Annotated in this window: 15 protein-coding genes; 3 read left to right on the plus strand and 12 right to left on the minus strand. The window is 42.1% G+C overall.

Translation table 11 applies throughout. From position 1 onward, the window contains the following. Positions 1-75 precede the first annotated feature (75 nt). The 3 genes from V7K38_RS22905 to V7K38_RS22915 all read left to right on the plus strand — a co-directional run bounded on the left by V7K38_RS22905 (position 76) and on the right by V7K38_RS22915 (position 983). Positions 76-285: a hypothetical protein gene (locus V7K38_RS22905; RefSeq protein ID WP_334860947.1), complete on the plus strand. Its 210-nt coding sequence runs from the start codon at positions 76-78 to the stop codon at positions 283-285. 63 nt (positions 286-348) lie between these two features. Then, positions 349-573 (plus strand): hypothetical protein, encoded by a 225-nt coding sequence (locus V7K38_RS22910; RefSeq protein WP_334860949.1) that lies wholly within the window; start codon positions 349-351, stop codon positions 571-573. An 8-nt stretch (positions 574-581) separates the two neighbouring features. Then, positions 582-983: a hypothetical protein gene (locus V7K38_RS22915; RefSeq protein ID WP_442940794.1), complete on the plus strand. Its 402-nt coding sequence runs from the start codon at positions 582-584 to the stop codon at positions 981-983. Positions 984-1051: 68 nt separating this feature from the next. Here V7K38_RS22915 and V7K38_RS22920 read toward each other — a convergent pair whose 3' ends face one another. The 12 genes from V7K38_RS22920 to V7K38_RS22975 all read right to left on the minus strand — a co-directional run bounded on the left by V7K38_RS22920 (position 1052) and on the right by V7K38_RS22975 (position 21111). Further along, on the minus strand, positions 1052-6082 hold the full coding sequence (locus V7K38_RS22920; RefSeq protein WP_334860951.1) for a PAS domain S-box protein: 5031 nt from the start codon (positions 6080-6082) through the stop codon (positions 1052-1054). Positions 6083-6573: 491 nt separating this feature from the next. After that, complete coding sequence (gene aroF, locus V7K38_RS22925) at positions 6574-7674, minus strand: 3-deoxy-7-phosphoheptulonate synthase (RefSeq protein WP_334860953.1); 1101 nt, start codon at positions 7672-7674, stop codon at positions 6574-6576. 70 nt (positions 7675-7744) lie between these two features. Continuing rightward, positions 7745-8851: an anthranilate phosphoribosyltransferase gene (trpD, locus tag V7K38_RS22930; protein ID WP_334860955.1), complete on the minus strand. Its 1107-nt coding sequence runs from the start codon at positions 8849-8851 to the stop codon at positions 7745-7747. A gap of 141 nt (positions 8852-8992) precedes the next feature. Further along, positions 8993-10222 carry a tryptophan synthase subunit beta gene (trpB, locus tag V7K38_RS22935; RefSeq protein WP_334860957.1) on the minus strand — a complete coding sequence of 410 codons (1230 nt, stop codon included), beginning with the start codon at positions 10220-10222 and terminating at the stop codon, positions 8993-8995. A 134-nt stretch (positions 10223-10356) separates the two neighbouring features. Beyond that, on the minus strand, positions 10357-11583 hold the full coding sequence (locus tag V7K38_RS22940; protein WP_334860959.1) for a tyrosinase family protein: 1227 nt from the start codon (positions 11581-11583) through the stop codon (positions 10357-10359). 211 nt (positions 11584-11794) lie between these two features. Continuing rightward, positions 11795-12652, minus strand: coding sequence for a tryptophan synthase subunit alpha (gene trpA / locus V7K38_RS22945; protein ID WP_334860961.1), 858 nt, complete (start codon positions 12650-12652; stop codon positions 11795-11797). 519 nt (positions 12653-13171) lie between these two features. Then, positions 13172-14002, minus strand: a complete 831-nt coding sequence (gene trpC / locus V7K38_RS22950) for an indole-3-glycerol phosphate synthase TrpC (protein WP_334860963.1) — start codon at positions 14000-14002, stop codon at positions 13172-13174. Between the two features lie 72 nt (positions 14003-14074). After that, entirely contained in the window at positions 14075-16282 is a 2208-nt protein-coding gene (locus tag V7K38_RS22955; RefSeq protein WP_334860965.1) for an anthranilate synthase, read from the minus strand. 607 nt (positions 16283-16889) lie between these two features. Then, complete coding sequence (locus V7K38_RS22960; RefSeq protein ID WP_334860967.1) at positions 16890-18074, minus strand: 3-dehydroquinate synthase; 1185 nt, start codon at positions 18072-18074, stop codon at positions 16890-16892. Next, positions 18071-18715 carry a DsbA family oxidoreductase gene (locus tag V7K38_RS22965; RefSeq protein ID WP_334860969.1) on the minus strand — a complete coding sequence of 215 codons (645 nt, stop codon included), beginning with the start codon at positions 18713-18715 and terminating at the stop codon, positions 18071-18073. The genes V7K38_RS22960 and V7K38_RS22965 overlap by 4 nt, the downstream gene beginning before the upstream one ends. Before the next feature lie 12 nt (positions 18716-18727). Continuing rightward, positions 18728-19807, minus strand: a complete 1080-nt coding sequence (tyrA, locus tag V7K38_RS22970; RefSeq protein WP_334860971.1) for a bifunctional chorismate mutase/prephenate dehydrogenase — start codon at positions 19805-19807, stop codon at positions 18728-18730. Between the two features lie 14 nt (positions 19808-19821). Continuing rightward, on the minus strand, positions 19822-21111 hold the full coding sequence (locus tag V7K38_RS22975; RefSeq protein WP_334860973.1) for a glycosyltransferase family 4 protein: 1290 nt from the start codon (positions 21109-21111) through the stop codon (positions 19822-19824). Between the last annotated feature and the right edge of the window lie 202 nt (positions 21112-21313).

Below are 21313 nucleotides of genomic sequence, written 5' to 3' on the forward strand. Positions count from 1 at the left end.
AGGCATCCCTTATCTTGTACGTTGAGTTAATAAGGAAGGTTATAATATTAAAGACAAAAAACAAGAGATTCAAGTATGCTAGAAAAATTAACAGTAACTTACGATGGTTCAGCTTTTTATCCCGAAGAAACCATTAATTTAGAACCCAATACTCGTTATACCATCCAGATTATTGCTCAACAAAAACAGACAGAAACAACTGATAAAAATGCTTGGGATCTGCTTGAAGAAATGGCAGGAACTTATGAAGCACTAGAAGATTGGTCAAGTGAACACGATCATTAGATATTCATTTTATTCAAGCAGGGTTTAGTGCATTGTTGCGATAGAATACAATCAATATCACTTATGCAAAAACTAGAAATAGAACTTGACGAAGAAACACTTGCAAAAATCAACCAATTGGCACAAACCAATAATTGCCAAGTATCAGATTTAATTAAAGCAATGATTGATCATCTTACTCAACCAGAAGTTCTTAATGATTCATCTATTGGCAAATGGGCTAATGATTCTGAATTAGTTGATGAAATGGTTACAGATATTTTAAAACACAGGAATTATAGAGACTAAAGTTAGTTGTGAGAAAATCTTTAATTGATATAGATATTTTATCAGAAACTCGTAAAGGTAAAAATCCTAAAATCAATGCCAAATCTATGACACCTCCATTACTACCAACCCTTCAAAGTCTACCCGCTACTTTTCCTTTAGAAGGTGCAATCAGTATCGAGTTGCAAGAAGGAATACCTATATTTAGAGCTTCTAACATTGTCCAAAATCGCATTGCAGCTTTACTAGCCAAACAACAAATTTCTCCACTCCACCCAGAAGAAGAACAAGAGCTAGATAGCTACGAAGAAATTGACGATTACCTAAGTTTTCTCAATCGTCTAGCTAGAAATATTTTACAAAATCCCAAATCAATATCATTGGAAATAGTGCGATCGCAAGTTCAACAATCCGTCAGAGCATCAGCATAGTACACAGTGGTTTCTCGCCGTGGGTTTTGGGCGTGGTTGCATTGTAATTGAATATTATCGAAGCGTCATTACGAATTACGAATTAGTTTATCGATCGCTGTAGCTAATTCACCTGGATCAACAGGTTTAGGTAGGTGTTTTTGAAATCCTGCCGCCATTGCTTGGTTGTAGTTGATTTCTCCAGCATAAGCTGTAAGTGCGATCGCCGGAATTTGCCCCCCTTGCTCTGGTGGTAATTTTCTCACCTCGCGCAGCAACATATAGCCATCCATCAAGGGCATTCCAATGTCGCTTAACAGAATATCTGGCTTTGATTGGGCTAATGTTTCCAGTGCTTCGGCTGCTGATTCAACTGCGGTTACAGTCGCACCATATTGTTCTAGCGCAAAGCTAAAAAATTCTCGCACATCAGCTTGATCGTCCACAAGCAATATTTGGACTCCAGCCAGTAATGTGTCGTCAGTATTGAGTTCTGCTTGAGAAGCCTCATCACTACTAACTCGCAACTGAGAATTTTTTAGCAAAGGTAGTCTAACTGTAAAAGTAGCCCCTTGCCCTTCTCCCAAACTCTCTGCCTGAACTGTACCACCATGAAGTTCTACTAGATGGCGCACAATTGCCAGTCCTAATCCTAGTCCCCCAAATATTCTGGTTGTCTTAGCATCTGCTTGGCGGAAGTAGTCAAAGACGTAGGGCAAAAATTCCGGGATGATTCCTTTGCCTGTATCAATCACCTGGATTTGAGCATCTAAGCCAACTTGCTCTAGACGCACTTGTACAACTCCATCTGTGGGTGTAAATTTAACGGCATTGGAAAGGAGATTCCACATTACTTGTTGCAAGCGATCGCTATCGCCGAGAACTTTGCCGATATCATTACTTAACACCGTTTTAATTTCAATTGATTTGGCTTCTGCTGCTAAACGCACTGTTTCTAGTGCAGCTGCGATCGCTATTTTCAAATCCACTGCATAAAGGTTTAAGCTTACCTTACCTTGTAAAATCCGCGAAACATCAAGTAAATCCCCAATTAATTGGGTTTGTAACTTGGCATTCCGCTCGATTGTTTCCAATGCCCGGATTTTAGTGGCTTCGTCAAACTTGCGGGTTCTGAGTAACTTTGCCCACCCTAAAATCGGATTCAACGGAGTTCGGAGTTCATGGGAAAGGACAGCGAGAAATTCATCTTTAATGCGGTTGGCTGTCTCAGCTTGCGCCCTGGCGGTTTTTTCGGCTTCGTAAAGTTGAGCGCGAGCGATCGCTTGCGCACACTGCTGCCCCAGTGTCAACATAAATCCCTGTTCTTCTTTGTTAAATATTTGTCCAGTGGTAAAGCTTAATCCCAAAGCCCCAATTACTTTACCTTCTGCAATCAAGGGAATGGAAGCCCAAGAATTATTCCCCATAACAGTCACAACATTTGCTAAGTCGGGATATCTAGCAATCATGGCTGCTAAATTTTCTAAAAAAATCGGCTGTCCAGTTCTGACTGTTTCTGCTATTTGGTTAGGTGATGTGATGGGAAAAGTTGCCCAAGTATTTATGAGCGTTTGCGGATAGCCAATTGCTTGCACAACTTTTAGGGTAGTATTTCCCTCAGCAAGTAAGACAACGGAACCACCAGTGGCTTCCAAGGCGGCAATGCCTTGGTTTACCACTACATTGGCTACCTGTTGGGGAGTTAAGGCTTCCGAGAAGGCAGCAGTTATTCTTTGTAAAAGTATGGTGCGATTGACAGACCTTTGAGTTTCTTGATAAAGTCTGGCGTTGTCGATGGCTGTGGCCGCCCGACGAGCAATATCTTCTGCTAAAGCCAAGTCTGTCTGTTGGTAGTATCGGCCTGACTCGGCTGTGAAAAAGGAGATTGCTCCAAATAATTGCCCACGGGAACGAACTGGAATCACCATTAGAGAACGAATACCCAGGCTTTGCAGCAATTGCAGATGTTCATCATCTTCAGCCATGTCTACAACATTAGAGTCAGATAATTCGGAGTAAAAGGCAGATATTCCTCGCTTTAGCTGTTGCACAAGCAGTTTGGCTCTAGCTTTGGGTCGATAACGCCGTCGAATTTCCTCTAAAATATTTACTTTGCGGGGATCGGCAATTGCGATCGCAATTTGTCTACTTGACCAATCTTCTTGGAAAACATCTACAATACACCAGTCAGCTAAGGTAGGAACTGCTAGATTAGCCACGTTTTCTAAAGCAATTTCATAATCTAATGAGGCAGCTAGTAAGGTGCTGGCCTCGACTAAAAACTGTTGTGTCGTTTCAACTTGTTTGCGTTCGCTAATATCTTCAATAATGCCTAATGCATACTTTGGAAGTCCATTAGTATCCCAAACTACTGATGAAGTTAGGTTTGCCCAAAGTATAGAACCATCTTTGCGGATGTAGCGCTTTTCTAAAGAATAACCGCTAATTTCTTTTGCTAAAACTCGCCGAGCATTTTCCCAATCAATTGCTAAGTCGTGAGGGTGGGTAATTTCTTGAAAGTTTAATTCGATTAACTCTTCACGGCTGTACCCAGTAATTTCGCATAGGGCAGGATTAACTTGAATAAATTGTCCATCCAACGCTACCAGAGAAATGCCGACAGCTGCCTGGTTGAACATTGCTCGGAACTTTTCTTCGCTTTCTCGTAAAGCTACTTCTGTTTGCTTTGCTGCTGTTACATCTGCCAAAATAATCCCAATTCCTACCGTTTCGCCCATTGCGTTGTTGACTGGGTAATAGTTGCCCAGCCAGTAGCCGTAACGTGCGGGTTGTTCCCGTGTCTCACCGCTCATTTCTACATTCAGCAGGGGTTCTCCAGTATCCAAAACGTGCTGTAACTGTTGCTCCAACTCAGCCGCCATTGCTGGCAACACTTCCCCAAATTTACGTCCTAAATGTTCTTCTATGGTCAAACCGTTAATGTTAGCAAAAACTTGATTAATTCGGATATATCGCAGTTCCCGATCCAAAAAGCATACAGCAACAGGAGCAGCTTCTAGGAGTGCATCTAGAAGAGATAGAGATTCGGCATAATGAACTAAAGTCTGGTGGCTATCTTGATAAAGTCGAGAATTTTCTACTGCTAAGGCTGCACGATGGGTAATATCTGTTGCTAAAGTAAGGTCAGTGCGATCGTAGCGACGCTTTGATTCGGCAGTTACAAAGCTAATGCAACCGAGAACTCGCCCTTGTGCAATTAACGGCACAATCATTACAGACTTCATTCCCAATTGTCGAACAATTTCTAAATGTTCCTGATTCTGAGTGCTTGCCACTAATAGCGAGTCAGATATCTCTGGAATTAATTCGCTTTGCCCAGTTTGCAGCACTCTAGTAATCGCACTTACACCCTTGTAATCTGTCGTATATTGCTGAAGTTTACGCGCCAACTCTGCCTTTGATGGGTCTGCATGGGCAATGGGTAGACGACGAATGGAACCATCTTCATTTAAAATATCAACGCTACACCAATCAGCTAGTTCGGGAACTGAGATTTTGGCAATTTGTTCTAAGGTTTCTTCATAATCTAGTGAAGTAGATAGGACGTTACTAACTTGCGCGATATAACGGAGTCTTTCTTCAGCCTGCTGACGCTCTGTAATATCGAGAACAAAAAAAGCTCCTCTATCTACAGTCCCTTCAAAGTGGCTAGCACCTATCAAAATCGGGAAGTGTGAGCCGTCTTTACGGATATATTCCTTTTCATAAGGTATGCAAAAAGGGCTATCTTGAAATTGAGTCAGTGCTTGCTTATCGAGTTGCACATCCTCTGTAGGAGTTAGGTTTTGGCAGCGAAGCGTTCCGGCAAGTAAGTCTTCACGGGTATGACCGACCATATTCAGCAGGGTATCATTCGCTTCTGTAATTCTACCGTCTGTATCCCAGAAGCCAATACCAATCATATTTGACTCAACCACGCTGCGAAACTTCACTTCGCTTTCCCCTAATGCTTGCTCAGTTTGTTTGAGTTGAGTAATATCAATTGAACTAATGCCTACTCCCAATAACTGGCCATCCGGTAAACACACCGGATAGTAGCTAACAAGACCATAACGATACACCCCAGACGGATAGGTTTCACCGCTCACTTCCTGGTTGAGTAAAGGCTGCCGAGTTTCCATCACTTGCTCAAAAACAGGCTCAATTTGTGCTGCCCATTCCGGTAATACTTCCCTAAAGGTGCGACCAATATGTTGACTTTGTGGTACACCGTTAATGGCAGCTAGCGCCTCATTCGTGTAAACATAGCGAAGTTCAGTATCGAGAAAAGCCAGCGCCACTGGTGAACTAGTAAGCCAAGCATCAAGCAACGCCAAAGATTCATCTTTTTGTTTAACGGCTTGTTGAAGTTCTTGATGCAACCTAGATTTTTCTAGTTCTGCCTGCTTGCGCTCAGTAATATTCACAGCCGCACAAGTAATACCATGAATACTATTATCTGTATCTTTCAGTGGTTCAACCAGGAAATCATAGTAACGATCTTCTCCATGAATTGTCAGATAAACCTCTTCATGGGTTGAAATACCTGTTTCTATTACCTTCAGCTTAATTGCCTTCAATTGCTCTGCAACTGAGGCTGGAAATAGTTCATCATCAGGCTTACCTAACATTTCCTGAGCAGTATCTAGACCTTGGGGATTATGAATCCATTGATATTGCAAATCTCGATCTTGTTGAAAGACCACAATATCTGAACTGCTTAACGCTAATCGAAATCGTTCTTCACTAATTCTCAGTTTTTGTAAATTTCCATCAGCCTGTTTTTTAGCAGTCTTTAATTCTTCACAGATGATACTAAAGAGCAATCCTTGTAATGCAAACAAGCCAATTCGCACAGAATTAGATAGGTCAAAACTCAATTCATAAGCTGGCGAGAGAAAGAAGTAATCGCTGAGTAATGCAGACAAGGAAGTTGCTAATAGCCCTGATTTCAAACCACCATACCAAGCACTCACCATTACAGCGCTAAAAAACAGCAAGAAAGGTGTTCCACTCATGCTTAACCAGGGGTTTAGCATCAACATTAGCACTAATGCCAACGTGACAATTAATACAGTATTGCCATAACGCAGTAATTGGGAATAATTAATATCGGGCATGAAAATGTCTGAGAACAACCAATACTGATTACAGAGGCTCCATATACCCTAAGCTAGTTTGCAAATTTTAGTAATTTATCTCTAGATAGATTTTTTTGGGCTTTAAAAACCTCTTTGGCTAGAGGCTAACTATGAATTTATATAGTATATAAAAGCATAATCTATCATGACTCTTCTATAGCCATAACATTGATTTGCCGATTGTAAATACTCAATTTCATAGCAAATACAGTGTTGAAATATTTCAGATATCTTTTGGTTTTATCTCCAATATCAAATTTGACTATAAAGACATTGGATCTCTGAATTTTTAATTAAAAAGATTCTTTTGTAGGACTTACGCAGAAATACACGCGCTAGGGGTAATTCATGAATTACCCCTACCAGAAAATCTACGTTTGGACTATTTTTTGCGTAAGCCCTGTTTTGTTTAAAAAATCCGTTGAGCGGGTTTAGCCATTCACAAAAAATTAGCTTAGATTACACTCTGTCTACTTTGATAGTTCTGGCGTGAAAAGAATGCGCTTGTCATTAATGCTATCAAATGCAGGTGTAGACCAGCGATGGACTACTTTGCCCAGAATTGACATTTCTTGAACTAAGCGGTCAAATTTATCAGGGGTGAGAGATTGAGGCCCGTCAGATAGAGCTTTTGCAGGATTGGGGTGAACTTCAATCATTAAGGCATCTGTACCAGCTGCGATCGCAGCCATTGCCATTGATGGAACATATTCTGATCTACCAGTACCATGACTAGGATCAATCATAATCGGTAAATGGGTTAGCGATCGCAATACCGGAAGCACGGATAAATCTAGAGTATTCCGGGCATATTTACCATCAAAGGTTCTAATTCCCCGCTCACAAAGAATTACATTTGGGTTTCCAGATGCCAAAATATATTCTGCTGCCATCAACCACTCGTCAATTGTGGCAGACATCCCCCGCTTGAGTAGCACAGGTTTATCTTGAGCGCCTACCTTTTTGAGCAGCGAGAAGTTGTGCATATTCCGCGCCCCGATTTGGATTATGTCAGCGACTCTCGCCACTGCTGATAAATCGGCAGCATCCATCAATTCTGTGACGATACCCAAACCAGTAGCTTCCCGCGCTGCTGCTAATAAATCTAAAGCGCTTTCACCATAACCTTGAAAGGCATAAGGTGAAGTGCGAGGTTTGTAAGCTCCACCACGGAGAAAGTGCGCTCCTGCTGCCTTAACACGCTTTGCTGTTTCGACAATCATCGCTTCATTTTCAACGGAACAAGGGCCAGCTACTAGGACGATGGGGTGATGTTCGCCAAAATAGACATCACCGTTGGGTGTAGGTACGACAACCTCGCTGGCTTCTCCATGTCGGAATTCTCGACTTACCCGCTTGAAAGGTTGTTGCACTCGTAATACTTGCTCAATCCAAGGGCTAAATTCCTGAACCTGTAATTTATCGATGCTAGTGGTATCACCAATTAGTCCTAGTACAACTTTATGAGTGCCAATGCTTTTTTCTACGGTGACTTTCCAAGTTTCACTCAGTTCTTCGCTGATGCGAGTAATTTCTTCAGCAGGTGTACCGTTCTTAAGTATGATAATCATTTGTTTTTCCTTGTGTATAGTTTGTGGGTGTAATACAGTCCGTTCGTAGGGGTACAGCATTGCTGTGTCCCTACCTTGGCGATTCGTCGTGCAAAAATTCAGCAAGTTGTTCTAGTTTTGTCCAAGCTGCGCCGCTTTGCAGAATTTCTTTAGCAAGGACAATACCTTTAACACAACCAACTAAAATATCCGTTTCCCCATGAATGGCTTCACCAACTTGGAGTGCTAGAGCTGTATTTAAAGCGACAACATCTTGCTGCGCTTGCGTGCCTTTACCTTGGAGAACTGCCTTCAAAATTTCGGCATTTTCTTGGACATCTCCACCGTGCAATGCCGCAGTGGGGGCAAAATTCAAACCAAGTTCTTGAGGGTTCAGCGTTAGAGAACGCACCTTTTTATCTTGGAGTACAGCTAAGTCAGTGACATCTGCTAAACCAGCTTCATCTAAACGTTCGCGTCCATGAAGTGCGATCGCTTGTTGACATCCCAATTGCGATAAAGCTTGCACAATTTCCTCTAGTAAAAGCGGATCGTTCACCCCAATAATTTGCCCTGTCGGCCGCATCGGATTTACTAACGGGCCGAGTAAGTTAAAAACAGTCCGCACTTTCAAAGTTTTTCGCAAAGTTGCGATCGCTTTGAGTGCAGGATGCCAACCGGGAGCAAACAAAAAGGTGATTCCAATCTCACCCACTGCGGCTTGTACTTTCTCAGGTGTGGCGTTGAGATTTATCCCCAAAGCTTCCAGTACGTCAGCCGAACCAGTCTTGCTAGATGCCGAACGATTGCCATGTTTAGCAACTTTTACCCCGGCGGCGGCGGCAACAAAGGCGACAGCAGTGGAAATATTAAAGGTGGAAGCGCCATCTCCGCCAGTTCCGCAAGTGTCAATTAGGGGGACTGAGTGCTGAGTGCTGAGTGGGGGGGATTGGGATTGTAAAACGCTGGCCATGCCTACTAATTCTTGGGCGGATACGCCTTTGGCTTGAATTGCGGTTAAAATTGCTCCTGATAAAACATGGGGAATGGAATCTGTGAGCCAACCGTGCATTAAATCTGTCGCTTGATAAACCGTCAAAGATTGCCGATTTAGCAACTGTTGCAATAAAGCTGGCCAGTTGTAAAACTCAGGAGTGATGGAGATTTTGTCAGGTGGAGTTTGAGTTACAGCTATCATTTTGTTAAGAGTCAAAATTTTAGTCAATAAATTCCTCTTTACTCTGTGTTCTCCGCGCCTCTGTGGTTTAAAAATCAATTACTTTCTAAACCGCAGAGACACAGAGAGCGCTGAGAAAAAACTTTACAAGTCCCTTGAATGCTAATAATTAAGAATTTTTGAGACAGTTTGAACGTCTTTGTCACCTCTGCCGGAACAATTGATGACAATGCGGGGATTGCCTTCTAACTCCGCACAAAGGGTTTCGAGATATGCGATCGCATGAGCAGTTTCTAAAGCTGGGATAATTCCCTCTAGTTGCGAGAGTCTTTGAAATGCTTCTAAGGCTTGCTTATCAGTCACACTGTAATATTCAGCGCGACCAAGATCCTTTAAATAACTATGCTCAGGGCCAACGCCGGGATAATCTAATCCGGCACTAATTGAATGAGCTTCGATGACTTGACCATCATCATCTTGCAGTAAATAGCTCATTGCACCATGCAATACACCTATTCTTCCCTTTGTCAAGGTAGCAGCGTGTTTTTCTGTCTCTACACCTTCACCCGCCGCTTCGACTCCAATTAGACGCACGGAAGGTTCATGGACAAATTCATTGAATAATCCAATCGCGTTGGAACCACCACCCACGCAAGCCAGTAAAATATCTGGTAATCCTCCCCATTTCTCTTCGGATTGAGCGCGAGTTTCTACACCAATTACCGCGTGGAAGTCACGGACAATCATCGGGTAAGGATGAGGCCCGGCAACTGAACCAAGGATGTAATGGGTTGTTTCGACGTTCGTCACCCAATCTCGGATTGCTTCAGAAGTTGCATCTTTGAGAGTTCCCGTACCTGCTTCTACTGGACGCACTTCTGCCCCCATTAACTTCATGCGGAACACATTCAGGGCTTGGCGTTCCATATCGTGGATGCCCATGTAAATCACGCATTTCAAACCAAACCGCGCACACACAGTTGCAGTTGCTACGCCGTGTTGTCCTGCACCTGTCTCGGCAATAATCCGTTGCTTACCCATGCGTTTAGCTAGCAACACCTGAGCTAAAGCATTATTAATTTTGTGAGCGCCTGTATGATTTAAATCCTCACGCTTTAAATAGATTTGCGGCCCTGTGCCATCTGGTCTAGCGTAGTTTGTTGTCAGGCGTTCAGCAAAATATAAGGGGCTGGGTCGTCCGACATAATCACGCAGTAAGTTTTGCAGTTCTGCTTGGAAACTCGGCTCGTTGCGATATTGATGAAATGCTGCTTCTAATTCACTTAATGCAGGCATTAAGGTTTCAGGGACATATTTACCGCCAAATCTTCCAAATCTGCCTAAAGAATCTGGTTGGATAGTTGCAGTCTTGATCTCTTGGGTGCTTACCATTGGTTAAAATCCTTTATTTTTTACTTTCGTTTTATTCAAGGTGACTCTTAAAATCTCTGCGTCTCTTTTGCCTCTGCGGTTTAAAAGTATTTTGTTGAACCACAGAGGCGCAGAGAACACAGAGAAAAGAGCAATTATCTTTGCGTTTTCCTTTCCCAGGTTTCGTAGGTATAGCCCAGTTCCCTGTGATTTAAAACGTCTATAGGGCGCACCAAATCGCTACGGTTAAATTTTGGTAATAGGGATACTAAATTTCCTAACGCCGTAGCTTTGGGGATAGACATCCCGCCGTCCCAAGGCCACATTAGGTCTTTAAGATTGTGTCCGTAAGGCTGACCATCGGCAGGATAGAAATCGCTACCTTGATGACCGTTTTCTTGCCATTCAGCCCAGAGGCGGTCTATGTTGGCATGATGCAACCAAAACACTGGATCGTAAGGAGAACTTGGTATATTGCTCATAGTCCCCAAACCCTTAAACTTTACGGGGATCGTACTTGCGTCTATCTGCGCCCCACCCACTAAGCCATGAATGTAGTTGTGGATGAATCCTCCGGGGGTGACTTGACCCTGCTCATCTACAGAGATAAATCCTTCCAATGCGGGGCGAAATAGAGAATAGTCATTAAGACTCAGCGCCCGCTCAACATCTTTTTTAGGCACTGGGTAATCACTGGCAGGAGGTACTTTGAGAAAGCGTATAAGTGATGTCCCTAATGATGTTCCGGTATCTTGGTCAAGGTTTAATTCTGGATTCATAACCCAACCATTTGCAGCAGCAAAAGCCCCAGTTTGTACAGCCCCGCCTGTAAAATCTCCCTGATTTGGAATTTCGATGGTTGCTCCTTGACCGTTAGAACCAAGAAAGTCATCGTTAAAAACTACATCAAGTGATTTGGGGTCTGTCCAATCCCAGTATGGCAGAGTTACAGTTCGGTCTACTGCTTGCAAAGCTTGTTCAAATCTGCGGATATATTCTCGATGCCAAGGGAAAAAGGCAGCATTTTCATGAGCAAGTTCCTGAACTGAACCATCGGAATGTCCTTTATGATTATGAATTAGGCGTGTTGCCCCTAGATGTATGGCAACGAATTGGTCGTAAATACTGACCTTGCTACCTGCGGTAATTGTAGTTTTTAAGGTTTTGATAGCCTTGACGAAGGCTGTTTTCTCTCTTGGTGTCAGGTTGGTTACGTTCTTTCTTACAGCTAAGTGAGCGTATTGCCCTCGAAGATTTTCATACCCATAGTTTTTGTCTTGTCTATAGTCAATGCGATCGTGGGCGAAGACTGCAAAGGCACAAGTGCTAACTATAAGTAAGCTATAAATGAATATTTTGACAGATTTCAGCAGGAATTTCATGATCTTAATGGAAGCAGGGGGAAGGGAGCAGAGGAGCAGGGGAGCAGAGGGGCAGTACAGTTTTGACCTCTCTCCAAACCTCTCTCCTAAGAGGAGAGAGGCTTTGAATCTTACTCCCCTTTCCTAGTAGGGAAGGGGTTGGGGGTTAGGTCTATATTGGACTCAACTGCAAAGCTGTATAATTCCTTACTCGCCATATCTGCGGGTGAATTTATCGCACCTCTTGAAGAGATGGACTTTCGCGCCGACTTTCTGTAATGGCTGTTTTAAGTTCTTGACAAAGTTGTTCTACAGCTTGTAGTCCTTCGGTTGGGCTACCTTCGGCTAACCGTTTGACAAAGGCACTACCAACAATCACGGCATCTGCTCCCCATTCCATTACTTGATGCGCTTGTTCTGGCCCCGAAATACCAAAACCAACGCCGATGGGTTTATCGGTGACGCTTCGCAAATCTGTAATTAAATCTTTTACGCGGTGTTGGATTTGAGCGCGGATACCTGTAACGCCTGTAACACTTACTAGGTAGATAAAACCTTGAGATTGACGAGCGATCGCTAAAATCCTATCTTTAGAACTGGTAGGAGCTACAAGTAAAATTACCTCAATCCCAAAAGATGCAGCAGTCTGGATTAATTCTTCTGCCTCTTCTAAGGGCAAGTCTGGCACTACTAAGCCTCGCGCCCCAGCAGCAGCAATTTGTGCCAAAAATGTCTTAATACCCCGGTGCAAAATAGGATTGTAATAAGTAAATAGAATGATTGGCGCTTTCAGGGTAGGAGTTACAGTTTGCAACATCTCTAATACTTGCTCTAATTTCGTGCCTTTTTGCAAAGCGCGAGTTGCGGCTGCTTGAATTACAGGCCCATCTGCGAGAGGATCGGAGTAGGGAATGCCTAACTCGATGAAGTCAGCACCATTGCGATCTAAGATGCGTAAAGCTTGGGCAGTGGTTTCTAAGTTAGGATCGCCTGCTGTGATAAAGGGGATTAAAGCACACTGTTGGCGTGTCTCCTGCGGAGAAGCTTTGCTAACGCGTAAAGTTTGAAAACAATCAGAGATAGAAGTCATTTTGAAAAATAGTTAATGATTAGTTAATAGTTTTGAAGGAATCAACATTTAGGAATTAGCGATACCCACGCTATATTTGTTGTCGAGCCTTTTATCTCCGTGAACGAGTCTTTTAGCTCCGTGAACGAGTCTTTTAGCTCCGTGAACGAGTCCTTTATCTCCGTCAGCGAGTCTTTTATCTCCGTCAGCGAGTCTTTTAGCTCCGTGAACGAGTCTTTTAGCTCCGTGAACGAGTATCAGAGCTTCATTTTTTGAAGTAATATAGCGCTTCTCGCTTGCATGGAATACACTTTGCTACGGTGTATACACAAGTCTTCTAGAGTTGCCCCAGAGCCTTTTGATCCCCCCAACCCCCCTTAAAAAGGGGGGCAAAACTCTCTTAAAGTCCCCCTTTTTAAGGGGGATTTAGGGGGATCTCCAACGATTTTGGGTGTTACACCGTAGCTCCTAAAAGGAGAGAGGCTTTGAATCTTACTCCCCTTCCCTTGCAGGGAAGGGGTTGGGGGTTAGGTCTGTATTCTAAGAAAGCCTTAAAAGACTCTGCACAGCTTGTTCTACATCGCTTTGTTTAACTAAAGACTCTCCGACTAAAACCGCACGCACACCAGCTTCAGCGACTAGAGATAAATCAGCAGGTGTATACAGTCCAGACTCACTGACAACAGTGATATCCAAACTTTGCAAATATTGCTGCCGTTGTGATAAAAGTTGCTGTGTTATTTTTAAATCAACCGTAAAATCTTCTAGATTACGATTGTTGATTCCGACTAAATGTAAATCGTCAAGCTTAAGAACTCTATCCAATTCAGCCAAAGTATGGACTTCTATAAGTGCATTCATGCCCAAATCGTGAATCACTTGCAGAAAGTTTTGTAGTTCTTGGTCTGATAAAATAGCGGCAATCAACAAAACTGCATCTGCACCTGCTGTCCGTGCTAGATAGATTTGATAGGGGTCGATGATGAATTCTTTGCACAGTAGAGGTAATGCAACCTGCGACGATCGCACACGCCGCAGATTGTCAAAACTGCCCTGAAAAAACTTACAATCGGTGAGGACAGATAGACAAGCTGCACCACCCCGTTCATAAGCTTGAGCGATCGCTACTGGGTCAAAATCTGCCCGAATAATCCCACGGCTAGGTGATGCCTTTTTTACCTCGGCAATTAAGCTAGGTTGGTTAGGATTTTGTTGTAAAGCAGCTAAAAAATTTCGGACAGGTGGAGCAGTAATTAACTGCTGCTGCAAGGAAGCTAAAGAAAATTCCTGCTGCATCTGTGCAACTTCTTGCCTTTTATGCAACACAATCTCTTCAAGAATATGGCGGGAAGTAGCAACTTGGTTAGTCATAAAATACCTGGGGAGTGGAGAAAGCAGGGGAAAGCAGGGGAAGCAGGGGAAAAATAACTAATGCCCAATGCCCTATGCCCTATGCCCCATGCCCAATAACTCTTTCGTTGTATATGCACGCACCACATTTTTAATGATTTCTAAACCGACTTCTCCCGCTAAAGTCATGATTGATTCTGGATGAAATTGAACTGCGGCTATGGGAAGTGTCTGATGTTCAATGCCCATAATTACGTTGTCATCAGAAATCGCTGTCACCTTCAGTTCTTTCGGTAAATGCTCCGGGAGAGCAAACAATGAGTGATATCTACCCACGGTAAAGGATTCTGGTAAATTATTAAAGGTTACGGAATCGGAATCAGTAACGAAAATCCGTGAAGATTTTCCATGTTGAGGATAGTTGAGAACTCCCAGTTGTCCATCAAAAGCTTCAACGATGCCTTGCAGCCCTAGACAAACTCCAAAAATAGGAATTTTGCGGTGAAGAATAGCACCGACAGTCTGGGGAACCCGAAAATCACTTGGTCTACCAGGGCCGGGAGATAATACAACTAAGTCAGGGCGTTCTGTATCGAATAGCGATTCTGAGAAACCATGACGTAATGTGGTGACACTTGCACCTGTTTGGCGAATGTAATTAGCTAATGTATGAACAAATGAGTCTTCATAATCTATTAGTAAGATGCGTTTGCCAGTTGCTGGACTTGGAAGGATTTTAGTTGATTTTATCGAACTGGATTCATCAATTTTTTGACTGCTTTGCTTAACACGGCGAATCGTTTCAAATAAAGCAGCCGCTTTGGTAATTGTTTCTTGTTCTTCTGCTTGGGGTATGGAGTCATAAAGGACAGTAGCACCGACTCGCACTTCAGCAATGCAGTCTTTTAATCGGATTGTCCGCAGAATTAAGCCAGTATTTAAATTGCCGTTGAAATTTAAATAACCGACTGCGCCACCATACCAACGTCGGGCGCTACGTTCGTGCTGTTCAATAAAATCTATGGCGGCTTTTTTGGGTGCGCCGGTGACTGTAACCGCCCAAGTGTGCGAAAGAAAGGCATCTAAAGCATCAAATTGCGATCGCAGTGTCCCCTCAACATGATCAACTGTATGAATTAAATGGCTGTATAATTCAATTTGGCGACGACCAATCACTTGGACTGAACCAGGTTCGCAGATTCGGGATTTGTCATTGCGATCGACATCAGTACACATGGTCAACTCAGCTTCATCTTTGTGGGAGTTGAGTAAATGACGAATTTGCACCGCATCATCGAGAGCATCTAATCCTCGGCGAATAGTGCCACTAATAGGACAAGTTTCTACCCGCTTCCCTTCAACTCGCACAAACATTTCTGGAGATGCGCCAATTAGATATTCTCCACCTAAATTAAAAATAAACCCATAAGGACTAGGATTTATATCCTTTAAAGTTTCAAATAATTTGCTGGGTTCATCTTCATAACCTTCAAAAAAGTTTTGGCTAGGAACAACTTCAAATAAATCACCTCGGCGGAAATAATCGAGTGCAGACTCAACTTTTTTCGCATACTCGCCTACTTTATGGTCAGCAGTTTGACTTGGGAAAAGATGTTTTCCGCGATAATCAATAGACTCACCTGTTCGAGGCAGATTTTTAGTATTGCCGTGGGCTGTTTCAAAGTCATATTGTAAACGAAATGCTCGTTGCTGATAGTAATCAACAACTATCAATTCATCAGGGAGATAAAGCACCAAATCGCGCTGATCTGTAGGACGTTCTAGACGTTGAGTAATTGGTTCAAACTGAAAAACTAAGTCATAACCAAAAGCCCCATACAATCCTAAATGCTCATCTTCTTGGCTAGAGAAAGTGTGTAAAATTTCGCGGACAACTGTAAATGCGGAAGGTTGTTTACTGCGTTCTTCTTCAGTAAATAATCTCTTCGTAGATTTCACAAAGCCGACAATATTATTATTGTATAGGGTGACTTGCTCAAGTTGGCTTGAGTTGGATAAACACTCTAATAGTAATGGTAAAAGTACTTGACCGCGTTCATTCAACGCTATCAAATTGAAAGTATTTTCTTGTGTACTTAATTCCAAGGGTGGATTAACAAATCCGATTGCCCATCTTTTATATCTGCCTGGATATTCGTAGCTGCTTCTTAGCAAGCCGCCACGCTGAGAATTTAAATGAAACAGAATATCTTCGAGAGCGGTGTCCATCTTCACTTCGGTGATGGAGCGATAAATACTTACACCGCCAAGGGTTTTGTAGGAACGGGAATCAAAAATCATAATTATTAGTAGGAAATGGAAAGTAGGGAGTAGTGTACTTAAATTACTTAAAAAGTGCTGTATTTGTGAATTAGTAACAAATTTAGATGGGATAACATCAATCTAAATGAATCTATGTATATAGGATTAATATTTGATTTTTGAACAAAATTAGGTATTGTAGGGGAGCCAGTGCGTTGCGGTGAATCCAGCGCTGTAGGCGACTGATGAACCCGAAGGGAGGTTCCCTCCGTTGTAGCAACTGGCGTTGTGTTAGAACGGAGTTCGTAACGCACTCTTATCAAGGGTTTGATGCGTTACGCTCTCGCTAACCCATCCTACATATATTTTTAGAAAACCTGATTCCTATATATGTAGAGGATGTAATTAAAAACTTTTTGCTTCTTCTTTAAGAATACTAGATATCAAGCAAATAATACATTGAATAATTTTTCGATCGGGTGTCAATTTATTCGTTTTTTATACTGCTTATCTAGTACTCTCATTAAAGAAATTATTTTGAAATATCCGCCTCCATCAAAAGTAGTATATTGCTTCAAAAATTAATATCAACCCTCTGTATTACTTTGCGCTTCCCTCAGCGTTCCTCTACGTTTAAAATCCCCTCCTACAATTCCTGTAACAGCGATATTGCTTGCCTGTACAAAAACAAATTCACCTCATGAACTTCAATTGCTTTGCCAATACTTTTTAGCAATGTTAAAGTCAACTCTCCACCCAAGTGTTCGCGGAACTCAGTTAAACCCCGGAACAAACAATCAGGATGTTCTAGCTGTGATAACTTTTCAGTCATTTCTGGCACATATAACGTGAAACCCAACGCCGATAAAGTATTTAATATCCGTTGCCATTCTGAGCAATCAAGCAATCCTGCTAAATAAGAATAGGTGCTATCCAAAGCAATACCGATCGCAACGGCTTCGCCATGACGCAAGCGATAATTTGTCAAATGCTCCAGTTTATGAGCCGCCCAATGTCCAAAATCTAGGGGACGAGAGGAACCCATTTCAAAAGGATCGCCGCTATTGGCAATATGTTCTAAATGCAACTGGGCGCAACGATAGATAACCTGTTGCATAGCATCCATGTCTCGCCGCCCAAGGGCTTTGCTGTGAGAGTGGATAAAATCGAAAAATTTAGCATCTTTAATCAGCGCTACTTTGATGGCTTCTGCAATGCCAGAACGCCAATCGCGATCGTCTAGGGTTGTCAAGAACGCAGAGTCATTTATAACTGCATAAGGTGGCGCAAATGTGCCGAGAAAGTTCTTTTTACCAAAGGCATTGATGCCATTTTTTACCCCAACCCCAGAATCATTTTGTGCTAACACCGTTGTGGGAATCCGAATTAGACGAATTCCCCGATGAGCAGTTGCAGCAGCGTATCCTACCAAATCCAATATTGCCCCGCCCCCTATAGCTAACACATAAGAATGGCGACATAATCCGGCTGTTTCAATGAGTTGCTGGATTTGCTCTACTAAAGTGCGATCGTTTTTGGCAGCTTCTCCTCCCGAAATTATCATGGGTTCGGCTGCGATCGCTAGTACCTCTCCATAAAAATTGGTATACGCAACTAATTGCTTCACCAATTCCGGTTGATACTTTAATATTCCTGCATCTATCACCGCAACTACTTTCTTCGGCTTTGTCTCTTCATCTGCCGTAACCACTTGGGCTAGTGTGGGGTTTTTCAACTCAAATAAATTTTGGGTGAAGTAAACCTCGTAGTTAAAAGTAACCGAAACACGTTGATTAATTAATCTACTTTTTTGCTTGATATCAACAATCATATTTTTGCAGGTATATCTAAAAGTGCAGCACTATTTAAAGCTTCAATAAACATCTCTACCGAGTGAGAACCATTTACCTTAACTTGATTATTCATGATAAAAAACGGCACGCTGTTAATGCCATTTAATCGCGCAAATGCTGATTCAGCAATAACTACATCAACCACATCACAATCATTTAATTGCAACCTTAATTCCGTAGCATCCATCTGATATGCTGTACCGATGGCAACAATAACTTTAATATCTCCGATGTTCAAACCTTCTTCAAAGTAAGTTCTATAAATAGATTCTACAACATCATCTTTTACATTTGTGGGTGCGAGTGCAATCAGTTGGTGAGAAAGCTTAGTATTGACAGCCAAACGAATTTTATCAAAATTTAGCTTAACTCCAGCCGCCTCACCTGCTTGTTGCGTAGCATTAAATAGTTGTTGCAGTTCTTCCGCTTTAATGCCCTTTCTCTCTTGCATAAAGCTGCGAAATTCGTATCCGTCAGCAGGAATAGTATTATCCAGAATAAAGGGATGCCATCGAATATTTACCTCTTGTTCTTGCCATTGGGCTAGTGCATCAAACAGATGCTTTTTCCCAATTCTGCACCAGGGACAAACGGTATCGTGAAAAATGTCTATCAGCATATTTTTTGTTATTCAAATGCTAATATTTTGTGGTTTAAAATCTCTTTGAATAGCCGTTGCATTTAAAGGCTGGAGAAAACTGTTAATTTTCCCTTCAAAAAAACTTTGAGTATTTTCAAACTCTTTAATTAATGCCTCTCTATCCTTCCTAGCCACCAGTCTAGCCAATCGGCTGTAAGTATTAGCCAAAAAGCTAATAGCATTACACCTTTCTTCAGTCGCTAGCATAATATCAACACATAAATTAGGATTTTGAGAAAACAGACGTTTCACAATATCAATTTCTTGACGATAATTAGGAGTTGACATTGTTAAACTTTGCTCTATCTCAACTTTTGCTTGTGCTAAAAAAACACCAAGACTAAATCTACAGAAATGCTGCGTTGCTTGAATAACTACCATCATTTGATCGTGTTCTTCAGGTGTGCAAACAATTAACTCACCACCTTTACTTTCTAAAAAGTCTAATAACCATTGAAATGAATCATCATTTCGTCCTGGACACACTACCACTTTTTGTCCCAAAAACGATTTTATATTTGGCCCAAACATTGGATGTAAACCCATAACGGGGCCACAATGGTGTTCGAGCATTGCTTGAGTGGGCTGTGTCTTAATACTTGTAATGTCAGACAAAGCTGTAGTTGGAGCAAGATATTTTGCTGCCCGCTTGATAACATCAACTGTATATTCAATAGGAACACTTACTAATACTAATTCTGCCTGACTTAATAGTTTATCTGCGTATTCCCAATCATCATGTTCGAGAACGCTAACATTGTGACCTACTAGAGAAAGTTGCTCTTTAAATAATCTTCCCATCCTGCCGTGTCCACCGATGATGGTAACTTGTCGGGGAATGATATGATTTGTGGCAGATTTAGGGATATTGGCATGACAACTCTTTACTACACCCGCCCAAACAGACTCAGGAATACCAGCTTGAGCGAGTAGGGGAGCGACATCAGCTAGTTGTTCATCTAAAGAAGGCTGTTCTGATGCTGCTAATAATGATATGCGATCGCTAAGTAAGGCGATCAAGCTCTGGTCAGTTTTTTTCAGATGATCTGAATAAGAGGATTTCAGAGGCATTTTTCTTCCAACTTTCAAATATCAACAAGTGATTCTTTAGAACTTATTTCTGGTAAGATATCCAAGTTTGTTGCTTTTTTAGCGATCGCATCAGCAAATAACTCTTCATATCGGTTTAGCGCTTGCTCAAAGGAATAGTTTTCTACCGCAAACTTTCTTCCCTTACGTCCTAATTGCGCTGCTAATTCCGGCTGATGATATAAATCCAGCACCGCCGCAGCCAAAGCATCTGCTGACTCAGGTTCAACGATAACGCCGCCACCACTTTGTCTGATAGCTTTCGCAGCAGTCCCACTGGCGGGAACTGAACCCACAATCGGGCGACCACTAGCTAACAACAGTGGTATTTTAGAAGGCATATTGAAGGAAATTACATTCCGCTTCTGCACAATTAACCCCACATCTGCGGCTGCTAACATTTGCGGTAGTTTTTCTCGCACTTCCAATGGTAAAAGTAAAACGTTATCGGTACCACAAGCAAGACAATGTTTTTGCAACCTTTCGAGGGCTTGAGATTCACCGGCTACGACAAAAACAATTTCTTTTAGATGACGCAAACGGGCTGCTGCTTCTATTACTGTTTCCAAACCTTGTGTGAGAGCAATATTACCCGAATAAAGTACTACAAATTTACCATCGAGTTGATGGGTAGCTCTCCAGGAATTTTTCTCTTTCGGTAAAGGACGGATAAAATTTAGATTTACCCAATTGGGAATGCAGGCAATTTTATTAGCAGGTACGCCTTTATTTATTAAATTATCTACAAACCCATCGGCTATTACACTAATGGTATGTGCAGTTCGGTAAGCAAATTTTTCTAAAGCTTCCAGAGCTTTAATCATCAACTTGTTTTTAATTAGCCCAACACGCACACCAGCTTCCGGGAGGATATCTTGCACATTCAGTACTACAGGACAGTTGTATAGCCAACCTATCAAAGTTGCAGGTAAACAAACTAATAACGGCGGTACTGTTAAAAGAATTACATCAGGTCGCTCACCCTTGAGTGCTTGTGGCAAACTTGTAAACACAAAGCTCAACTCTAGCATTAGCCGATCTACAAGGTTAGGTTTAGACTTAATCCGCAGGTAACTACGCTGAATTTTGACACCGTTTTTCTGTTCAGTAACGTATAACTTACCTCGATACCCATCATAAATCTGACGCTGAGGATAGTTAGGCATACCTGTAATTACCCGCACTTGATGCCCTCGTTTCACCAGCCCTTCTGCTAGTTCAGTCATCAAAGGTGCAATACCAATTGGTTCTGGATGATAGTTGTATGAATAAATCAGAATGTGCATGAGTTGTTAATGTCCTGGAAGCACCTTGATAATGTTGGCTTTATTGTATTAACCAGTAGACATATCCCTTTTTTCGGATTTAATCACCTGAAATGTTCGTAGTCAGCAGTGTTACCGCGAAGCGTAACGCATCGAAATTATTGAGGTGGTGCGTTATGCCCTTGGCTAACGCACCCTACAAAACTACAAATTAGTAATTATT

Source organism: Nostoc sp. (genome assembly GCF_036917465.1).
Lineage (GTDB): Bacteria > Cyanobacteriota > Cyanobacteriia > Cyanobacteriales > Nostocaceae > Nostoc.